This is a genomic window from Amycolatopsis thermalba (assembly GCF_023376025.1).
In the GTDB taxonomy this organism is placed as follows: Bacteria; Actinomycetota; Actinomycetes; order Mycobacteriales; family Pseudonocardiaceae; genus Amycolatopsis_E; species Amycolatopsis_E thermalba.
Genome location: NZ_CP091196.1, coordinates 1,747,246 through 1,764,383 on the forward strand (window position 1 = coordinate 1,747,246; position 17,138 = coordinate 1,764,383).

Consider the following 17,138-nt stretch of genomic DNA (forward strand, 5'->3'; position numbering starts at 1 on the left):
GTACAGGTAGGGCGTGACGAGTATCGACCAGGCGAAGCAAGCCGTCCGCGATCAGGTATGGCGTCTGCTGGAGCGCGAGGGCGCTGTGCCGAGAGGTTCGTACGGCAAGATCCCCGGCTTCGATGGCGCGGAAGCGACGGCCGAGCGCCTGGCCGGGCTCGACCTGTGGAAGCGGGCTGGCACGGTCAAGGCGAACCCGGACTGGGCGCAGCTCCCGGTGCGTATCCAGGCGCTGAAGGACGGCAAGCTGCTGTACATGGCGGTCCCCAAGATGGCCACTCTCCAGCCGTTCTTCCTACTCGACCCCGCCTCCCTCGATGTCCCGCCCGAGCAGGCTGCCGAGAAGAAGGGGGCCGCTCAGGTCGCCCGCCGTGTCGGTGTCGAGGACATGCGTCCCATCGACCTGGTGATCTGCGGCAGCGTGGCCGTGAACCGCTCTGGCGCTCGCATCGGCAAGGGCGCGGGGTACTCCGACCTGGAGGTGGCACTGCTCATCGAGGCGGGCCTGGTAACCGACCAGACCGCGATCGTCGCACCGGTCCACCAGCTCCAGGTAGTCGACGAGAACATCCCCGAGACCGAGCACGACTTCAGCGTGGATCTCATCGTCACACCGGACGAGGTGATTGAGTGCCCCAACCGGCGTCGACCACAGGGGCTCGTGTGGGAGGACCTCAGTCCAGAGAAGATAGGGGCGATTCCGGTGCTGGCCGCGTTGGCAGATGCGGGTAAGGATGCCCAAGAATGACGGCTGGGTGAAGCTATGAGTGCCCACGCCTCAAATATTCTCACTTGGTCGCAGTTTGTTTATAATGATAACCAGGCAATGAGAATTACTGTTGTGAATCGTGGACTCGTCGGATCACTGCCCGCAGGCCCCTACTTGCGAAACAGGGATTGCGAGTAGTCCATGCGTCCAGACGATCTTCTAATCGCTGATACTTCTGGCGACCCCTGGAGTGCTACAAGCACCGAGCTTCGCCGGGATCTGCTGGAATCGGCCATCAAGGGCGAGGCGGCGGATGAGGACGATCTTGAGTTGGCGGATGCCCTGGTGCGACTTGCTCATCGTGAATTGGAAGGATTCGCGACACAGGGTAATGTAATCACGGAAGATGCGGACAGCGAACTTTTGCTGCGCGCATGCAGTGTGGCGTGTAAGCGAGTGGGTGTCGACTTCCCGGATCTTCCGTTTCGGGATTTCAGTGGCTTCTATAAGTACTGGCGCCGGGAAGGGATGGCTGGGAGCGGGTCTTGGGCAGCAAGGCGTGAGTATCTTGACGGTGTCTTTGAGCCGGTGGAAGATGCGCTGCTCAACCTGTCGGTGCGGTCATTCGATGATGGTATAGCAGTACCGATCTCCCCACGTACCGCTACGGGGTGGGCGGTAGTTGACCGCGAGATCAGGGAGTTGCGTCGCCGGTTCGAGGTCGCGCGGAGCGAACAAGACCACAGCGCGGTCGGTACGGCTTGTGTGCGTATCCTCGAGCACCTGGGTGACGTGTGCTTTGATTCAGCGCGACACCTGCCCGCAGGGGTCGAGGCGCCACCGCGTGATAAGACCAAGGCTCGCTTTGACATGGTAATTTCGGCGGAGCTGACAGGCACAGACAACGAGACATTGCGACGCCTTGCGCGGACTACGGTTGAGCTCGCCCATCAGGTTAAGCATCGAACTACGCCATCAAGACGCGATGCTGGCATAGCTGCGGACAGCGTCGTTTTGCTGGCGAATATGATGCGTCGCATCGTTCCGCTGTCGAATTGACTCGACTTCCGCGTGGAAAATTATCGCTCCCGGCCGTGTGTGTCTCGCATCCGCACACCTCGTTCCCGGAGGCGGTTAAGTACGGTGGTGGGGTCCACGTCCATCCGTTCTGCGATTCGAGCCAGCGGCCACCCAACCTCATACAGCTGCACCGCCTCGTCGACCTGTTCCGATGACAGCCCCCGACGGCGCATCGTCACACCGTGCCGCTTCAGAACCACGCTGACCGTCCGCCGGTTGATGCCGAAGCGTTCGCCCAGCTCGTAGACCGTCGCTCCTGCCAGGTAGCCTTCGATGAGCAGCTTCGTCTGCTCGTCGTCGAGCTGCCGCGCCCGGCCGGGCTTCGGCCGTTCGGGTGACGGCTTGACGGGCGCATCCAGCCTGGGAAGCTTTCGCAGAAGAGATTCTAGGGTTGTGACCTGGGCCTTTGTGTTGTAGTAGCCTCCCCCAAGGTCCACCGAGAATTCGATTTTCGCGCCCTGACCTGCAGTTTTATACACAGAGTAACCCTCTCGCTTGCAACACGAGCGAGAGGGTTTTCGCTGTTCAGGGCCTGTTTTCGTGTTTTAGTTCCGCACGGTATGAGCCTGTTGGGTTGGTGTTGTTTAGGTCAGTGCGTCGGCGGCCACAGTTCATGGTTGGTGATGCGGTCGTCGGCGAGGTAGAGCCTGCGGAAGAGCGCGTGGTTGAGTAGTCGGCGCTGGTCGTCGGTGCAGCTTTGGTAGATCTGGACGGGGTCACAGGTTCGACCAGGGACGTGGTCGGCGGCGTCTGCGGTCAGTGTTGCCAGCGCGTCGGTGATCCGCCGTTGGCTGACGGTGGCGTAGTAGCGCTCGACGGCGTGTTCGGCGACGGAGACGTTCACGTACGGGGCCGTGCAGTTGCCCTGCTGGCGGTTGCGGCAGAAGAAGTAGGTGTATTCGTCGCGGCGGCGGGTTACGGTGTGCTGGATGATCATCCGTCCGGTGTTGCCTGATTGGTGGCAGTGCCCGCAGTACAGGGCGCCCTTGAGGTAGTGGTGGTGTACCCGTCGTCGTTCTCCGGAGGTGGTGCGGGCGTCGAGGACGGCTTGGACACGATCGAACAGAATCGGGTTGACGAGAGGTCGTGTCGGCCAGGAAGTTTTTCGCCGCGGTAGGTGATGTAGCCGAGGTAGTAACGGTCGCGCAGCATCCGGGCCAGCTTGCTGATCGACACCCGCTGTGCTGGGTACCGGGCTGTAGGACGGGTGCGCAGACCTCGTTGGTAGAGCCGCTCGGACAGCTGGTCGATGGTGAGATTGCCGGCGACGAACAGTTCGAAACCGAGCTGAACTAGAGGCGCGCGTTCCGGATCGACGATGATGGTGCGGATGTCACGGCCATCGGTGCGGTCGATGTGGTTGAGGTAGCCGAGCCGAGCGCGGCCGATCGTGCCGCCATTACGGGCCTTCTGCCCCATCTTGTAAGCAATGTCGGCGCCGGACTCGCGGGATTGGTACTCGTTAAAAGTGGCGAGGATGCCGTGCATCAGCTGTCCGACCGGGGTCTCGTCGACGGACTCGGTGGCAGAGATCAGGGTGACGCCCCGCTGACGCAGATCCGCCATGACGAGCGCGTCATCGACCCGGTTGCGGGCCATCCGGGACAGTTTGTACACGATCACGTGATCGATGTCGTCGGTGTCGCGGATGCGAGCCAGCATCCGCTTGAACGCGGCGCGCCTGGCGATCTCCACGGCTGACCGGCCCGGTTCGACGTACTCCTCCACGATCGTCAAGCCGAGCTGTTCGGCTCTGCGGCAGCACGCCTCGCGCTGGGCCGGGATCGAGATCCCCTCCGGGGCATAGTCCCGCCTGACCTGACTTGCCGAGGACGCCCGCAAGTAGATCACCGCCCGACTGGACGGCGGTGTGGTCGCAAGGTTGCTGACTTGGCGTCCGTGATGTCCTGGCTGCGTATCCGACTCGAGCATGACACGAGTAGAGAGCCACGTCGCGGAACCCGCGACCGCGCCGACAGCGGACGGTTCGCAAAACCGACTTGGCGGTGGCGGTGCCAGGTCAGATGGCCGAACAGGTGGGTGCTTGCAGCCGGGCGTCCACGAGACGGAGCCGCCTGAGACAGGGCTGTTGCCTGTTACACCGGGCTAGACCGGGTCAAGCTGGGCCTTCTCCGGTAAGGTGAGATCCTTCGCGTGCTCGTGACTGCTGGATGGCTGGAGGTTGCCTCGTGTCTGACCCCTGGCTCTCTGCTGACAACATCGCGACTCACCTTGGTGTTACGAAGGACACGGTCTACGCCTGGATCGCAGAGAAGGGCATGCCGGCCCACAAGGTGGGTCGGCTGTGGAAGTTCCAGGCGAGCGAGGTCGATGAGTGGGTTCGAAGCGGCAATGCGGCCTCGTCGGGTGAGGGGGATCTTGGCGATGAGTGAGCAGACAGGAGAGGCGGTCAGTGGAGCTGGCCTGTTCGGCTTGCCCTGTACCGGGAGGACGGATCGATGAACGGCCCGCTGGCGGCAGAGCGGCGGTACGCGCTCTCGTTCACCACGGGCGCCCTCTTGGCGCGAGAGGGCGCGCTGCTAGCGCCCGCCTACATCGAGCGGCGCGACTGGGAGCAGGTCCGCGACCAGGCAGTGGAGAGCAACCTGCTTCAGGCGCGGACCCATCGCACGGGAGTCCGTCTGGTCCGCGAGACCGTGAAGCGGCTCTCGGCGCTCGCCGACGACGAGGTCGAGCTCCTGACCGAGGCGACAGCCTCCGAGCGTGGATACCTCATGTGGGCCGCTGCTTGCCGCCGCTACGAGCTCGTCGGTGAGTTTGCCGAGGAGGTCTTGCGGGAGCGCTTTCTGCTCCTGGCCTCCTCGCTGGAATACCAGGACTTCGACAGCTTTTTCCGGACCAAGGCGGTGTGGCATGACGAGCTGGCCGAGATCAAGGACTCGACGCTGCAGAAGCTGAGGTCGAACGTGTTCAAGATGCTCCATGAAGCCGAGCTGTTGTCGGAGGCAGGGTTGATCAGGCCGGCCGTGCTGTCCGAGCGAGTTGTTGCCACCCTCAGCGCCCACACGCCGAGTGACCTGCGATTCTTCCCGACTCGGCAAACTGCAGCGCAGGGGGCTGCGCTGTGATCCCCAAGACTCTGCCTCAGCAGGAAGACCACCTGTTCGCGGTCCTCAGCGGCAAGCGGTTCCTTCAGATGGAGGGCCTGAGCAACGAAGTCCCGTTCTTTATTTATCCGTACCCTCCGGAGGAGGCGCTTGCTGTCGCGGCGGCCAAGAAGCGCATCAAGAACCGGCTGTCCAGTGCCGGAATCACCGTGTTGGAGATCAACCTCTACGACCTGTCTGTCGAACTCCTGAGGGAGCGAGGTGTCTGGGACCGGGTACTTGCCATCGAGCCGGACCAGGACAAGGCCGACTTCCGCGAGATGCTCCAGGGGATGCTCGACCCGCAGCTGCACATCGCCCCTGCGATCCGGGACCGGCTCGCACAGGAAGACTTCGACATCTTCTTTCTCACCGGGATCGGCGAGGTCTTCCCGCATATCCGCTCGCACAACGTGCTCAACAACCTACAGTCTGTAGTCAAGGGCAAGTCGATGCTCATGTTCTTCCCAGGCCGCTACGAGCAGTCCGACACGTTGGGCTCCTCGCTCGTGCTGTTCGGTCGGCTCAAGGACGACCAGTATTACCGAGCCAAGAACATCCTGGAACAGGAGGCGTGAGCTCGATGCAGCTCAGCGAGATCTTCGCCAAGGACATCCAGCGCCCGATCGAAGGCGTCATCAAGGCCGACGACGTCGCACACCTGGGCACTGAGGTCGAGGAGTACGTCCTGACCAACGAGGCCGCGAAGGGCCTGGAGATCCTGCTCGAGGAGTACACGGACTACACCAACGCCAACGGTGTGTGGATCTCCGGCTTCTTCGGTTCCGGTAAGTCACACATGCTCAAAATGCTCGCCCACCTCCTCGGCGACGTCGACGGTCAGGACTACCCGCGCCAGAACGTTTCCGACAGCTTCCGGGCGAAGAGCCCTGATGCCTTCCTCCCAGGTCTGCTCAACAAGGCCGACCGTATCCCCGCCAAGAGCCTGCTGTTCAACATCGACCAGAAGGCCACCCTGATCAGCAAGGACCAAACCGACGCTTTGCTCAAGGTGTTCGTCAAGGTGTTCGACGAGAGCCGCGGCTACTACGGCAACCAGGGCCACGTGGCGCGGTTCGAGCGCGATCTGGACAACCGCGGCCAGTACGCGGCCTTCCAAGCAGCGTTCGAACGCATCGCGGGCATCCCCTGGTCGCAGGGACGCGAGCAGAGCGCACTGGAAGGCCCGAGCATCGACCGGGCCTTCGCCGAGGTCAACGGCGGCACTGCAGACGGCATCATCCGGCAGTACAGCGCCTCCTATTCCGTCTCGATCGAGGACTTCGCGGACGAGGTCAAGGCGTGGCTGGACAAGCAGGGCGACCCGGCCTTCCGGCTGAACTTCTTCGTCGACGAGGTCGGTCAGTTCATCGGCTCGGACACCAAACTGATGCTCAACCTGCAGACCATCGCCGAGTCGCTCAACACCAAGTGCTCTGGCCTGGCGTGGGTGTTCGTGACCTCGCAGGAGGACATGGAAAAGGTCATCGGCGACCGCACCCGCCAGCAGGGCAACGACTTCTCCAAGATCCAGGCCCGCTTCAAGACCCGCCTCAAGCTCACCAGCGCCGATGTCGAGGAGGTCATCCGCAAGCGTCTGCTCCAGAAGAACGACGCCGGCGTGGCCGCGCTGAGTACGATCCACGCCGAGCAGCACGCCAACTTCAAGACGCTGTTCGACTTCGTCGACGGGGCCAAGACCTACCGCAACTACGCTGACGAGGCCCACTTCGTCGGGACCTACCCGTTCGTCAGCTACCAGTTCCCGCTGTTCCAGGCCGCGATCGAGGGCATCTCCGACCACAACGTCTTCGAGGGGCGCAACAGTTCGGTGGGCGAGCGCTCGATGCTCGGCGTCGTCCAGCAGGTCGCCAAGGACATCGGTAACGTCGAGGTCGGCCAGCTCGCCACGTTCGACAGCATGTTCGCCGGTATCCGCGCCTCCCTGAAGTCTGCCGCCCAGCGTTCGATCGACGTCGCCGAGCGCAACCTCGACAACGCGCTGGCCATCCGCCTGCTCAAGGCACTGTTCCTGGTCAAGTACGTCGAGAGCTTCCAAGCGACCCCGCGCAACCTCACAGTGCTGGTCTACGACCGTTTCGGCCTCGACCTTCCCGCGCTCTCGGAGCAGGTCAAGGAAGCGCTGACCATGCTGGAGACGCAGACCTACATCCAACGCAACGGCAACACCTACGAGTACCTGACCAACGAAGAACAGGTCATCGAGGAAGAGATCAAGAACGTCGACATCGACGCCTCCGAGATCAGCGGGAGACTGTTCAAGATCCTCTCGGGCGACGTCATCAAGACGAACAAGATCCGCTACGCCAAGAACGGCCAGGACTTCCCGTTCGGCTTCAAGCTCGACGACCAGGCCCACGGCCAGCAGCGCGAACTGGCGGTCCACTTCATCTCGCCGGAGTACCCGTACTCGCCCGACGAAATCCGCATGCACAGCGCGGGCAAGGACGAGCTGCGCGTCATCCTCGAACCGGACGCCCGGCTGCTGGCGGATCTGCGGCTGTTGATCAGAACCGAGAAGTACATCAAGCGCAAGCAGAGCACCTCGATCTCGGCCATCGAGGGCCAGATCCTGCAGACCAAGGGTGCGCAGAACACCGACCGCGAGAAGGAACTCATCGAGCGGGCGAAGGTCTCGGTGGGCAAGTCCACGCTGGTCATCAACGCCGCCGACATCACCTCAAACTCTCAAGACGCGCTCGTGCGGGTGACCGATGGCTTCCAAGACCTCATCAGCCGCACCTACACCCAGCTCAAGCTGCTTGGCGGTACGACCTACAGCGAGCAGCAGGTCGCCTCGGCTGTCAAGCCCGACAGCGGGCTATTCGATGCCGAAACCGCCAGCAAGCTCTACGCGCCGGCGGAGGAGGTGCTGTCGTTCGTTCTCCGCAAGGAGACACTCGGCGAGCAGGTCACGATGAAGACAATTGTCGACAGCTTTACGACCAAGCCCTACGGCTGGGACCTGGCCTCGATCGAGGTCCTGGTCGCCTACCTGATCGGCACATCCAAGGTCACGCTCACGGTCGACGGCAACGTCCTCAAGCGTTCCGAGGTCGCTACGGTACTGCGCAACACCCAGAAGCACGCCCACGCCGTGGTGTCTCCCCAAAAGACTTTCGACGAGCGCAAGGTCGCCGCTTTCCGCAAGTTCTGCACCGACTTCTTTGACGAGGGCAACACTCCCAAGGACCCGCTGGAACTCGCCCGCCACGGGGCCGACAAGCTGCAGGCCAAGCGCGACGAGCTCAACGCGACCATCACAGGTTCGAAATACCCGTTCGTGGCTCAGCTCTCGACTCCAATCGCGCTGCTTGACGAGGTGGTCGGCAAACCCGACGACTGGTACTTGACCGAATTCAACCTTGGCGACGACTTGCTCGACGCCAAGGAAAGCACGATCGACCCGATCCAGGCATTCCTCAGCGGTGGCCAGAAGGCCATCTATGACCAGGCGGCCGACCTGCTGGCAACCCACAGCAGCAACCTCGGTTATCTGCCTTCTGGGAGTGACGCGACGGTGCGCGCCGCCCTGGACGACCCGAACGCCTTCCGCGGCAACAAGATGGCCCAGCTCAAGCAGGCCACCGACCAGTTGCGTGCTCAGATCGACGGAGTCGTCACCAGCAACCGCGCGGATGTCGTCGAGGCGATCGAGGGGCGCAAGGCCGAGATCGAAGGCAGCTCCTCCTACGCCAAAGCGACCCCGGACGCCCAGGAGAGCGTGCTGCGTCGAGTCGACCAGACGCTCTCCCGCATCCGTACTCAGAACCAGGTCGCCCTTATCCGCGAGACTGGCTCGAGTTTCGAGGAGACGGTCTACCCGAGTCTGCTCGACCAGCTGGCCGCCGCTCAGCAGGGAGACGGCGACGGTGATGGTGGTACGCCACCGTCGCCAAAGCAGACCGTGTCGGTCAAGACCATCGCGGCCACCGGCGTCTCGGGTGTGCTGGAAACAGAAGAGGACGTCGACCGCTACCTCGACGCCCTGCGCGCGGCACTCGTCCAGACCCTGAACGACGGAAAGCGAATCTCTCTCTGATGGAAACCGCGCCGCTGAAGTCATTCGCCACCTGGGCACGTACGACGCTCATCCGAGAGGTGACCGCCCGGATTGCCGTTGTGCTGGCCCCAGCCTCACCCGATCGGGTCGAACGGCCCAAGGCCGTCGAAGCCCTGGAGAAGGCCGTCACGGCGGCTGGCGGCGGCGACAAGGGCAAGGCAGCAATCGCCGACCGGGTCGCCTACACGTGGTTCAACCGGATCATCGCCCTGCGGTTCATGGACGCCAACGGTTACACCGGCATCGGCGTTGTCTCACCACAGCCCGGCGTTGAGACCGGTCAACCCGAGATCCTGGCCGAAGCCAAGCGCGGCAACATCGACGCTGCGGTGGTCGGCACCAAGACCCGCGACACGGTCACGGCTCTGCTCAACGGCACCCGCCGAAGCGACGACGCCCAGGGCGAGGCCTACGCCATGCTGCTCGCGGACTACTGCCGCTACTGGAACCGCGCCATGCCGTTCATGTTCGAGCGCGAGGGCGACTTCACCGAGTTGCTCATCCCGGCCAACCTGCTGGCCGACGACTCAGTGTCGAGCCGTGCGGTCAAGGTGCTCACAAAGGACGTGTGCCAGGACGTCGAGGTGATCGGCTGGCTGTACCAGTTCTACATTTCGGAGCGTAAGGACGAGGTCTTCGCTGGCTTCAAGAAGAACAAGAAGGCCGGCGCCGACGAGATCCCCGCAGCCACCCAGCTCTTCACACCGCACTGGATCGTCCGCTACTTGGTCGAGAATTCGCTCGGCCGGCTCTGGATGCTCAACCGACCGTCCTCGCACCTGGTCCGCCAGATGCAGTACTACATCGCCCCGGTCGACGAGGAGACCGACTTCCTCAAGATCGGCAACCCCGAGGAGCTCAAGGTCATCGACCCGGCCTGCGGCTCCGGGCACATGCTGACTTACGCCTTCGACCTGCTGTACGCAATCTATGAGGAAGAGGGCTACGCCCCGGCCGAGATCCCCGGCCTGATCCTGACCAACAACCTCTACGGCGTGGAGATCGATCCGCGAGCTGGGGCGTTGGCAGCCTTCGCCCTGACCATGAAGGCACGAGCTAAGCAGCGCACGTTCTTCAGCAAGAAGATCGAACCGAACGTGTGCGTACTTGAGCCAATCTCCTTTACTGCTCAGGAACTTGACTTCCTGGTGACGAAGTCGGGTGACCGACACAAAGAGCAGGAGTTCTGGAAAAAATTCGAGCACGCCGACATACTTGGATCCCTAATTCGCCCAGGGCTATTGTCCGTAGAGCAGGCCAGATTGTATCTAACTGCGCACACCTCTGGCGTCGAAGATGACCTGGTCGGAAACGAACTCGGCAATCGTATTGGGCGATTCATTGAGCAGAGTCGTTACCTTGCTGACAAATATCATGTTGTAATCGCAAATCCGCCGTATATGGGCTCGAGGAACATGGCGCCCATGCTTGCCGACTATGCGAAGCGTGAGTTTGCTGATTCCAGGTCGGACCTCTTCGCAATGTTTATCGAGCGTTGTATAGATCTCTCCATCGATTCTGGAATCATTGCCATGATTACCATGCAGTCATGGATGTTCCTGTCTTCTTATGAGGATCTTAGGCTGAGGATTCTCAACACGTCACCTCCTGTTGCGATGGCACATCTCGGCGATCGAGCATTCGATTCCATCGGGGGTTCGGTCGTGGCAACCACCGCCTTTGTATTGATGCGCCAGATTGGTAGGTCGACGCCCGCTGCATATTTCCGTCTCGTTGACGGCGACTCGGAGGCAGAAAAGGAGCGCATTGCGAATACATGCGTTTCGAGTTCAAATAGTGATAACGTTTTCCATGTTACAGCTGGAGCATTTGCCGCACTTCCCGGCTCTCCGATAGCCTATTGGGTGCCAATCAGAGTTCTCGATATAATCGGACGATCTCAGTCAATATCTGAGGTCTTGCAGCCTCGGCGAGGGCTTTTTACTACAGACAATAATCTTTATTTGCGTTACTTCTGGGAAGTTTCCTGGAGCCGCGCGTGCGTGGACGCGATGTCCGATGAAGAGGCGCTGGCGAGTGGCGCACGATGGTTTGCGCACAACAAGGGTGGAGCTAACCGGAAGTGGTTCGGCAACTACGAATACGTTGTCGATTGGGAGGACCTCGGCTATCGTATAAAGGCATCTGCTGCTGAGAAGTACCCCTATCTAAACGGCAATATCAATTATGTAGTTCACGATGAAGGCTTTTATTTTAGGTCCTCCATCTCCTGGTCGGAGATCAGCGATGCTGCACCTGCATTTCGAGCCTACGATCACGGCTTTACTTTCAATGTAAAAGGAATGAGCGCGTTTCCGATCAGTGAAACGGGCGGTCTCCCTCTTTATGTACTCGGCTTCTTGAATAGCCCATTCGTTCGTGAACTAACTTTCGCGATAAACCCGACAATGAGTTTTGGGACAAAGAATTTCCGCTCGCTTCCCCTTCCTCAATTTGCCAATCCCACAATTGATTCGCAGGTTGCAGAGCTCATTGGCATATCGAGAGCTGACTGGGACTCTTTTGAGACATCCTGGAACTTCACCGCTAATCCGCTGGTACTAAGCGAAGCCAGCTCATTGGAGCTCGCGAGCAAGTCCGTCATCGACGCCTGGAATGATTGCACCGCCAGGGCCAGAGATCTTGAAGAGCAAGTAAATACGAGCATACTTGAAGAACTCGGGATCAACGGCGAACTGGATCCGATGGTTTCGCCTGAGAATGTCACACTCCTTCGTAATCCACATTACCGTTATAGTAGAGATTTGAGCACAGAAGACGCGTCCGCTGAACTGAACAAAGAAGCTATCAAAGAATTGCTGTCTTATGCAGTTGGTTGCATGTTTGGCCGATATAGCCTCGATCACCCGGGGCTGATCTTGGCTAGTCAAGGTGATACCCTTCAGGATTATTTTACAAGAATCCCAGCGCCGAAGTTCCGACCTGATAGGGACAATGTAATTCCGATCGTGGATGGCGATTGGTTCGAAGATGACATTGTCGTGCGGCTCAAAGAATTCCTCCGAGTCGCATTTGGCGAGGAATACCTTCAAGAGAACCTGCGGTTTGCCGCCGAGGCTGTCGGTGTGAAGGATCTACGGGAATACTTCGTGAAGTCGTTCTACAAGGATCACGTACAGCGGTACAAGAAGCGTCCGATCTACTGGCTGTTCTCCAGCCCTAAGGGCTCGTTCAACGCGCTGATCTACATGCACCGCTACACGCCGTCCACGGTGTCGACGGTGCTCAACGAGTACCTACGCGAGTTCCGTGCCAAGCTCACCGCCAGCCTGCAGCAACAGGAGCTCTTGGCTGCAGGTGGCGGTACACCACATCAGCAGGCGGCCGCCCAGAAGGAGGCTGACCGGCTGCGCAAGGTGCTGCTGGAGCTTGCGGAGTACGAGCACGACGTGCTGTACCCACTGGCGTCCCGCCAGCTGGCAATCGATCTGGACGATGGTGTGAAGGCCAACTACCCGAAGTTCGGCGCCGCCCTGAAGAAGATCCCCGGCCTTGAGGCCAGCGATGAGTGACGCCGCCACGGTCCGACCGCACCTGCTGCGCCGGTTCGATCGCCACCGGGTCGTCTTCTGGCACGACGCAGAGGGCCAGTACGCGGCGGAGATCGACAGCCTCGACCTGCCTGGCATCCAGACCATCCGCGTCGTCAACAACGAGTTCGCCATCAAGAACCGGTTGCTGCGCGGCGAGCCGGAGGGCAGGTTCCTGGTCTACCGCTCGGGTCGAGTACCTGATGGCATCGGGAACTGGCTGCTCGATCTGGAGCTGGCATACGGGGTCTTCACGGCCGACCGCACCGCGCTGGTCGCCCACGATCTCGGCCTCACGGGCAAGGGCATAGTAGAAGTCGTCCAGGCGTATGAGAAGTTCTTCAACGCCACGAAGCGCGTACACAGCCTCAAGGCACTCCTCAACCCCGAGGACGACGCGACCGATCTGCGCGCCAAGATGACCGCCGTAGTGCTGGGCCTTAAGGACTCGCACAGCCTGCTGGAGATCACGCGCACCCTCCTGACCGAGAACGCGAAGGGCCAGCACGCCAAGTACGACGCTCTCGTCGACTTCGGCCTGGATGATTTCTACTGGCAGGGCGTGGCCCGGATCTACGGCTACCAGTCGGCGTCGCCGAGCATCGATGACCTGGTGCTGTGGATCTTCGGCAGAGCCATTGAGGGTTTTAAGTCGGAGCGCCCAAGCGGTCTGCAGAACATCCAGCTCGACTTCGCCAGCCTGCGCAACGACCGACGCAGTCAGGCCGCCATGACCACGCTCGCCAAGCGGGCGGCCGGAGACCTGGACTACAAGTCGAAGATCGAGGACACCAGCTTCCGCGACCTGGTCGGCGTCGACCTGTTTGAGGAGACCGATCAGAAGATCATTAGCGACCTGGCGCGGGCGGTAGCCGAGCAGACCGTCACTCCGCGCGAGGTGGCCGAGGTTGTGCGCCAGCGGCAGAGCAGCGTCTGGGCCGACGGTTACAAGCAGCTCTACACGGCCGTCGCCAGTGCGTCGGAGCTGCTGGGCGAGCTGGCGTCGCTGAATCTCGGGATGCAGTCGTTCGACGACGGGCTGGAGCGATACCGGGACGGGTGGTTCCGTATTGATCAGCTGTATCGCCAGTTCGTCTACGCTGCGCGCACGGCGGAGTACCCGAAGCCGCTGGAGGCGCTTCGCGGGCTGGTCGAGAAGCGTTACACCAACAAGTACGTCTATGAGCTGGGCAACGCCTGGCAGCAGCAGGTGGACCACGTTGAGAAGTGGCGTTCGATTGCCCTGTATTCGCAGACGGCCTTCTACGCCCGCTATGTCGAGCCGCTCGTGCGCGACGGCGACAAGAAGGCCGTAGTTATCATCTCCGACGCGCTGCGCTACGAGGTGGCCGACGAGCTTGGCTCGCTCATCCGGCGGGAGGACCGCTTCGAGGCCAACTTGGAGGCCGTGCTCGGAGTGCTGCCCAGCTACACTCAGCTCGGCATGGCGGCGCTGCTGCCGCATGCGACGCTCAAGCATTCGGCGGACGCCAAGACGGTGCTTGTGGACGACCAACCGACAAACAACACCGCCTTCCGCAGCAAGATCCTCGAGGGCGTTGGCGGATCGGCGATCCAGGCCGAGGACTTCAAGGCCCTGAACGCTGAGGAGCGGCGCGAGCTGTATAAGTCCAACCGGGTCTTGTACGTCTACCACAACCGAATCGACGCCACGGGGGATAAGCCAGGTACCGAACGGCAGGTCTTCGAGGCAGTCGATGACACCCTGCGTGACATTGTTGACCTGGTGAAAAAGCTAGCGAGCGCCAACGCCACCAACATCTTCATCACCGCCGACCATGGCTTCCTGTTCCAGGACGAGGCACTACCCGACACGTTCTTCCTGTCGACCCAGCCGCAGGGCGATGGCATCAAGGTCGTCAACCGGCGCTTCGTGCTGGGCAACGGGCTCAAGCTCGATAACGCCTTTGCTACCTTCGAGGCCACCCAGCTGGGGCTCGAGAGCGACCTGGAAATCCAGATCCCCAAGTCGCTCCACCGTCTGCGGCTGCCCGGCGGCGGTTCACGATTCGTGCACGGCGGGGCGACGCTGCAGGAGATCGTCGTGCCAGTGCTGGCGGTCAACAAGAAGCGCAAGAGCGACACCAGGCTGGTCAACGTCGAGGTCTGGCCCGAGTCAGACAAGATCACCACCGGACAGGTCGTCGTCCGGCTCTTCCAGACCGAGCCGGTCAGCGACAAGGTCCAAGCCCGCACGCTCCGTGCTGGGCTCTATGTCGGCGAGACCCTCATCTCGAACCTTGTCGACCTGACCTTCGACCAGACCTCCGCCGATAAGCGTAACCGCTACCAGAGCGCACGGATGCTGCTCAGCCAAGACGCCAACGATTACAACAACCGGGCCGTCGAGTTCCGGCTGGAGGAGCGCATCCCCAACACCAACCAGTGGCGAGTCTTCGCCAAGGCGGTTTATACGTTGAAGCGTTCGTTCGCGTCGGACTTCGACTTCTAGGAGCGAGCTGAGATGAGCGAGACGGAGAACGAGACGCCCGAGCCGACTGTGCCACAGCAGAGTGATCTCGACTTCAAGATCAACCTGCTGTTCCCCGGGGTGGTCGTCCGCAAGGACCTGGTCAAGGCTGTCAAGGGCAATGCCATCGTGCCGTCGTACGTCTTGGAGTACCTGCTCGGGCAGTACGCCGCCTCAGACGACGAAGCCACCATCCAGGCCGGTATCGACACCGTCCGCAAGATCCTGGCCGAGCACTACGTGCACCGCAGCGAGTCCGAGTTGGTCAAGTCGACGATCAAGGAGCGTGGCCGGCACCGGATCATCGATAAGGTCACCGTCACCCTCAACGACAAGGCCGACGTCTACGAGGCCGAGTTCGCCAACCTCGGCATCAAAGGCGTGATCGTCGACTCGCCGGTCGTCAAAGCCCACCCCAAGCTGCTGGTCGGCGGCGTGTGGTGCATCTGCGACATCGAGTACTTCCATAGCGATGAGCACTGGGACGTTCCCTGGAACCTTGGCTCGATCAAGCCCATCCAGCTGTCCAAGTTCGACGTCGACCAGTACCTCGAAGCCCGCCGCGGATTCAACACCGAAGAGTGGATCGACTTGCTGATGCAGTCCATCGGCTTCAACCCTGAGGTCTTCAGCAGACGAGGGAAGTTCTTCCAGCTCGTGCGCCTCATCCCGTTCGTCGAGCGCAACTACAACCTCGTCGAGTTAGGCCCCAAGGGCACCGGAAAGTCCCACATCTTCTCGGAGTTCTCACCCCACGGGATGCTGATCTCCGGTGGCGAGGTTACCGTTCCCAAGCTCTTCGTCAACAACTCTAACGGGCGCATCGGCCTGGTCGGCTACTGGGACGTCGTCGCCTTCGACGAGTTCGCCGGCAAGAAGAAGCGCACCGACAAGTCGCTCGTCGACATCATGAAGAACTACATGGCTAACAAGTCATTCTCTCGCGGCGTCGAGACCCTGGGCGCTGAGGCCTCGATGGTCTTCGTCGGGAACACTTCGCACACCGTGCCGTACATGCTCAAGAACTCCGACCTGTTCGACGAGCTCCCTGACGCCTACCACGACCCGGCCTACCTTGACCGCTTGCACCACTACATTCCCGGTTGGGAAGTGGACATCATCCGTGGCGAGATGTTCTCTGACGGCTACGGGTTCGTCGTCGACTACATCGCCGAAGTCCTCAAGTCGATGCGCTCGCAAGACTACTCCGACCGCTACCAGCAGCACTACACGCTGTCGCCCGACATCTCGACGCGCGATCGCGACGGCATCCACAAGACTTTCTCCGGCTTGATGAAGATCCTCTATCCGGGCGGCGAGGCCACCCGCAAGGAAATCGAGGAGATCCTTCGGTTCGCCATAGAGGGACGTAAGCGCGTCAAGGACCAGATCCTGCGCATCGACTCGACCATGGCCGAGGTGAAGTTCGGTTACTTCGACAAGGAAGGCACCTGGTACGCCGTCGGCACGCTCGAGGAGGACCAGTACCCCACGTACTACCGCCGGGTCCGCACGGGCACTGAGCCAGATGAGGCACCGGCAAACGCAGATCCGCTGGGAGCCGGTGCGGCGTCCGCTGAACTGTTCCAGGGACATCGGGAGTACCAAGAAGGTCAGCGTGGCGTCTCGTATGACGAGCTGCTCGTCCCGTACTTGCAGGGCGCCTCGCAGATCACGATCGTCGACCCCTACGTGCGCATGTTCCACCAGGCCAGGAACCTGATGGAGCTCACCGAGGCGATCGCTCGCGGCAAGGATCCTGCGGACGAGGTTGCGCTCAAGCTCATCACGGTCGAGAACCAGGACGGTTCGGAGAAGCTGCAAAAGCAGTACGAGTACCTCGTGCAGATCAAGCAGAGCGCGGCCGTGCTCGGCATCGTCTTCGACGTCGAGTTCGCTGAGCCCCAGTCGATCCACGACCGCTCGATCAGCACCGACACCGGCTGGAGGATCCTGCTCGGACGCGGCCTCGACATCTTCCAGCGCATGAGTGACAGCCCGTTCGACCTCGCCACGAGGTACCAGAAGTACCGCGGGCTCAAGGCCTTCGGCATCACGTATCTTCGAGAACCTTGCGGAACGGAACAGGGCAACGGCAGCTGATCAGTGTCTGCGG

Annotated in this window: 12 protein-coding genes; 9 read left to right on the top strand and 3 right to left on the bottom strand. The window is 61.3% G+C overall.

What is annotated here, in order from left to right; genetic code table 11:
- Nucleotides 1–13 precede the first annotated feature (13 nt).
- The gene (locus L1857_RS08600) at nucleotides 14–748 is read left to right on the top strand and encodes a 5-formyltetrahydrofolate cyclo-ligase (protein WP_116112895.1); all 735 of its coding nucleotides are present in this window, start codon (nucleotides 14–16) and stop codon (nucleotides 746–748) included.
- 162 nt (nucleotides 749–910) lie between these two features.
- Nucleotides 911–1,768 carry a hypothetical protein gene (locus L1857_RS08605; protein WP_162831186.1) on the top strand — a complete coding sequence of 286 codons (858 nt, stop codon included), beginning with the start codon at nucleotides 911–913 and terminating at the stop codon, nucleotides 1,766–1,768.
- Nucleotides 1,769–1,788: 20 nt separating this feature from the next.
- On the opposite strand, the gene L1857_RS08610 is transcribed toward L1857_RS08605, so the two are convergent.
- The 3 genes from L1857_RS08610 to L1857_RS08620 form a co-directional block, all read right to left on the bottom strand.
- Nucleotides 1,789–2,268: a hypothetical protein gene (locus L1857_RS08610; protein ID WP_346009497.1), complete on the bottom strand. Its 480-nt coding sequence runs from the start codon at nucleotides 2,266–2,268 to the stop codon at nucleotides 1,789–1,791.
- A gap of 110 nt (nucleotides 2,269–2,378) precedes the next feature.
- The gene (locus L1857_RS08615; RefSeq protein WP_240323337.1) at nucleotides 2,379–2,726 is read right to left on the bottom strand and encodes a hypothetical protein; all 348 of its coding nucleotides are present in this window, start codon (nucleotides 2,724–2,726) and stop codon (nucleotides 2,379–2,381) included.
- Nucleotides 2,723–3,640: a recombinase family protein gene (locus tag L1857_RS08620; RefSeq protein WP_240323338.1), complete on the bottom strand. Its 918-nt coding sequence runs from the start codon at nucleotides 3,638–3,640 to the stop codon at nucleotides 2,723–2,725. The genes L1857_RS08615 and L1857_RS08620 overlap by 4 nt, the downstream gene beginning before the upstream one ends.
- Before the next feature lie 338 nt (nucleotides 3,641–3,978).
- Here L1857_RS08620 and L1857_RS08625 point away from each other — a divergent pair, with 338 nt between their 5' ends.
- The 7 genes from L1857_RS08625 (at nucleotide 3,979) to brxL (ending at nucleotide 17,125) form a co-directional block, all read left to right on the top strand.
- Complete coding sequence (locus tag L1857_RS08625) at nucleotides 3,979–4,182, top strand: helix-turn-helix domain-containing protein (RefSeq protein ID WP_116112899.1); 204 nt, start codon at nucleotides 3,979–3,981, stop codon at nucleotides 4,180–4,182.
- 66 nt (nucleotides 4,183–4,248) lie between these two features.
- Nucleotides 4,249–4,878 (top strand): DUF1819 family protein, encoded by a 630-nt coding sequence (locus L1857_RS08630; protein WP_116112902.1) that lies wholly within the window; start codon nucleotides 4,249–4,251, stop codon nucleotides 4,876–4,878.
- Nucleotides 4,875–5,474: a DUF1788 domain-containing protein gene (locus L1857_RS08635; RefSeq protein WP_205413352.1), complete on the top strand. Its 600-nt coding sequence runs from the start codon at nucleotides 4,875–4,877 to the stop codon at nucleotides 5,472–5,474. The genes L1857_RS08630 and L1857_RS08635 overlap by 4 nt, the downstream gene beginning before the upstream one ends.
- 5 nt (nucleotides 5,475–5,479) lie before the next feature.
- Nucleotides 5,480–8,959, top strand: coding sequence for a BREX system P-loop protein BrxC (brxC, locus tag L1857_RS08640; protein ID WP_116112927.1), 3,480 nt, complete (start codon nucleotides 5,480–5,482; stop codon nucleotides 8,957–8,959).
- Entirely contained in the window at nucleotides 8,959–12,513 is a 3,555-nt protein-coding gene (pglX, locus tag L1857_RS08645; protein WP_116112904.1) for a BREX-1 system adenine-specific DNA-methyltransferase PglX, read from the top strand. The genes brxC and pglX overlap by 1 nt, the downstream gene beginning before the upstream one ends.
- Complete coding sequence (gene pglZ / locus L1857_RS08650; protein ID WP_116112906.1) at nucleotides 12,506–15,004, top strand: BREX-1 system phosphatase PglZ type A; 2,499 nt, start codon at nucleotides 12,506–12,508, stop codon at nucleotides 15,002–15,004. The genes pglX and pglZ overlap by 8 nt, the downstream gene beginning before the upstream one ends.
- Before the next feature lie 12 nt (nucleotides 15,005–15,016).
- The gene (gene brxL / locus L1857_RS08655) at nucleotides 15,017–17,125 is read left to right on the top strand and encodes a BREX system Lon protease-like protein BrxL (protein WP_116112909.1); all 2,109 of its coding nucleotides are present in this window, start codon (nucleotides 15,017–15,019) and stop codon (nucleotides 17,123–17,125) included.
- The last annotated feature ends 13 nt before the right edge of the window (nucleotides 17,126–17,138 follow it).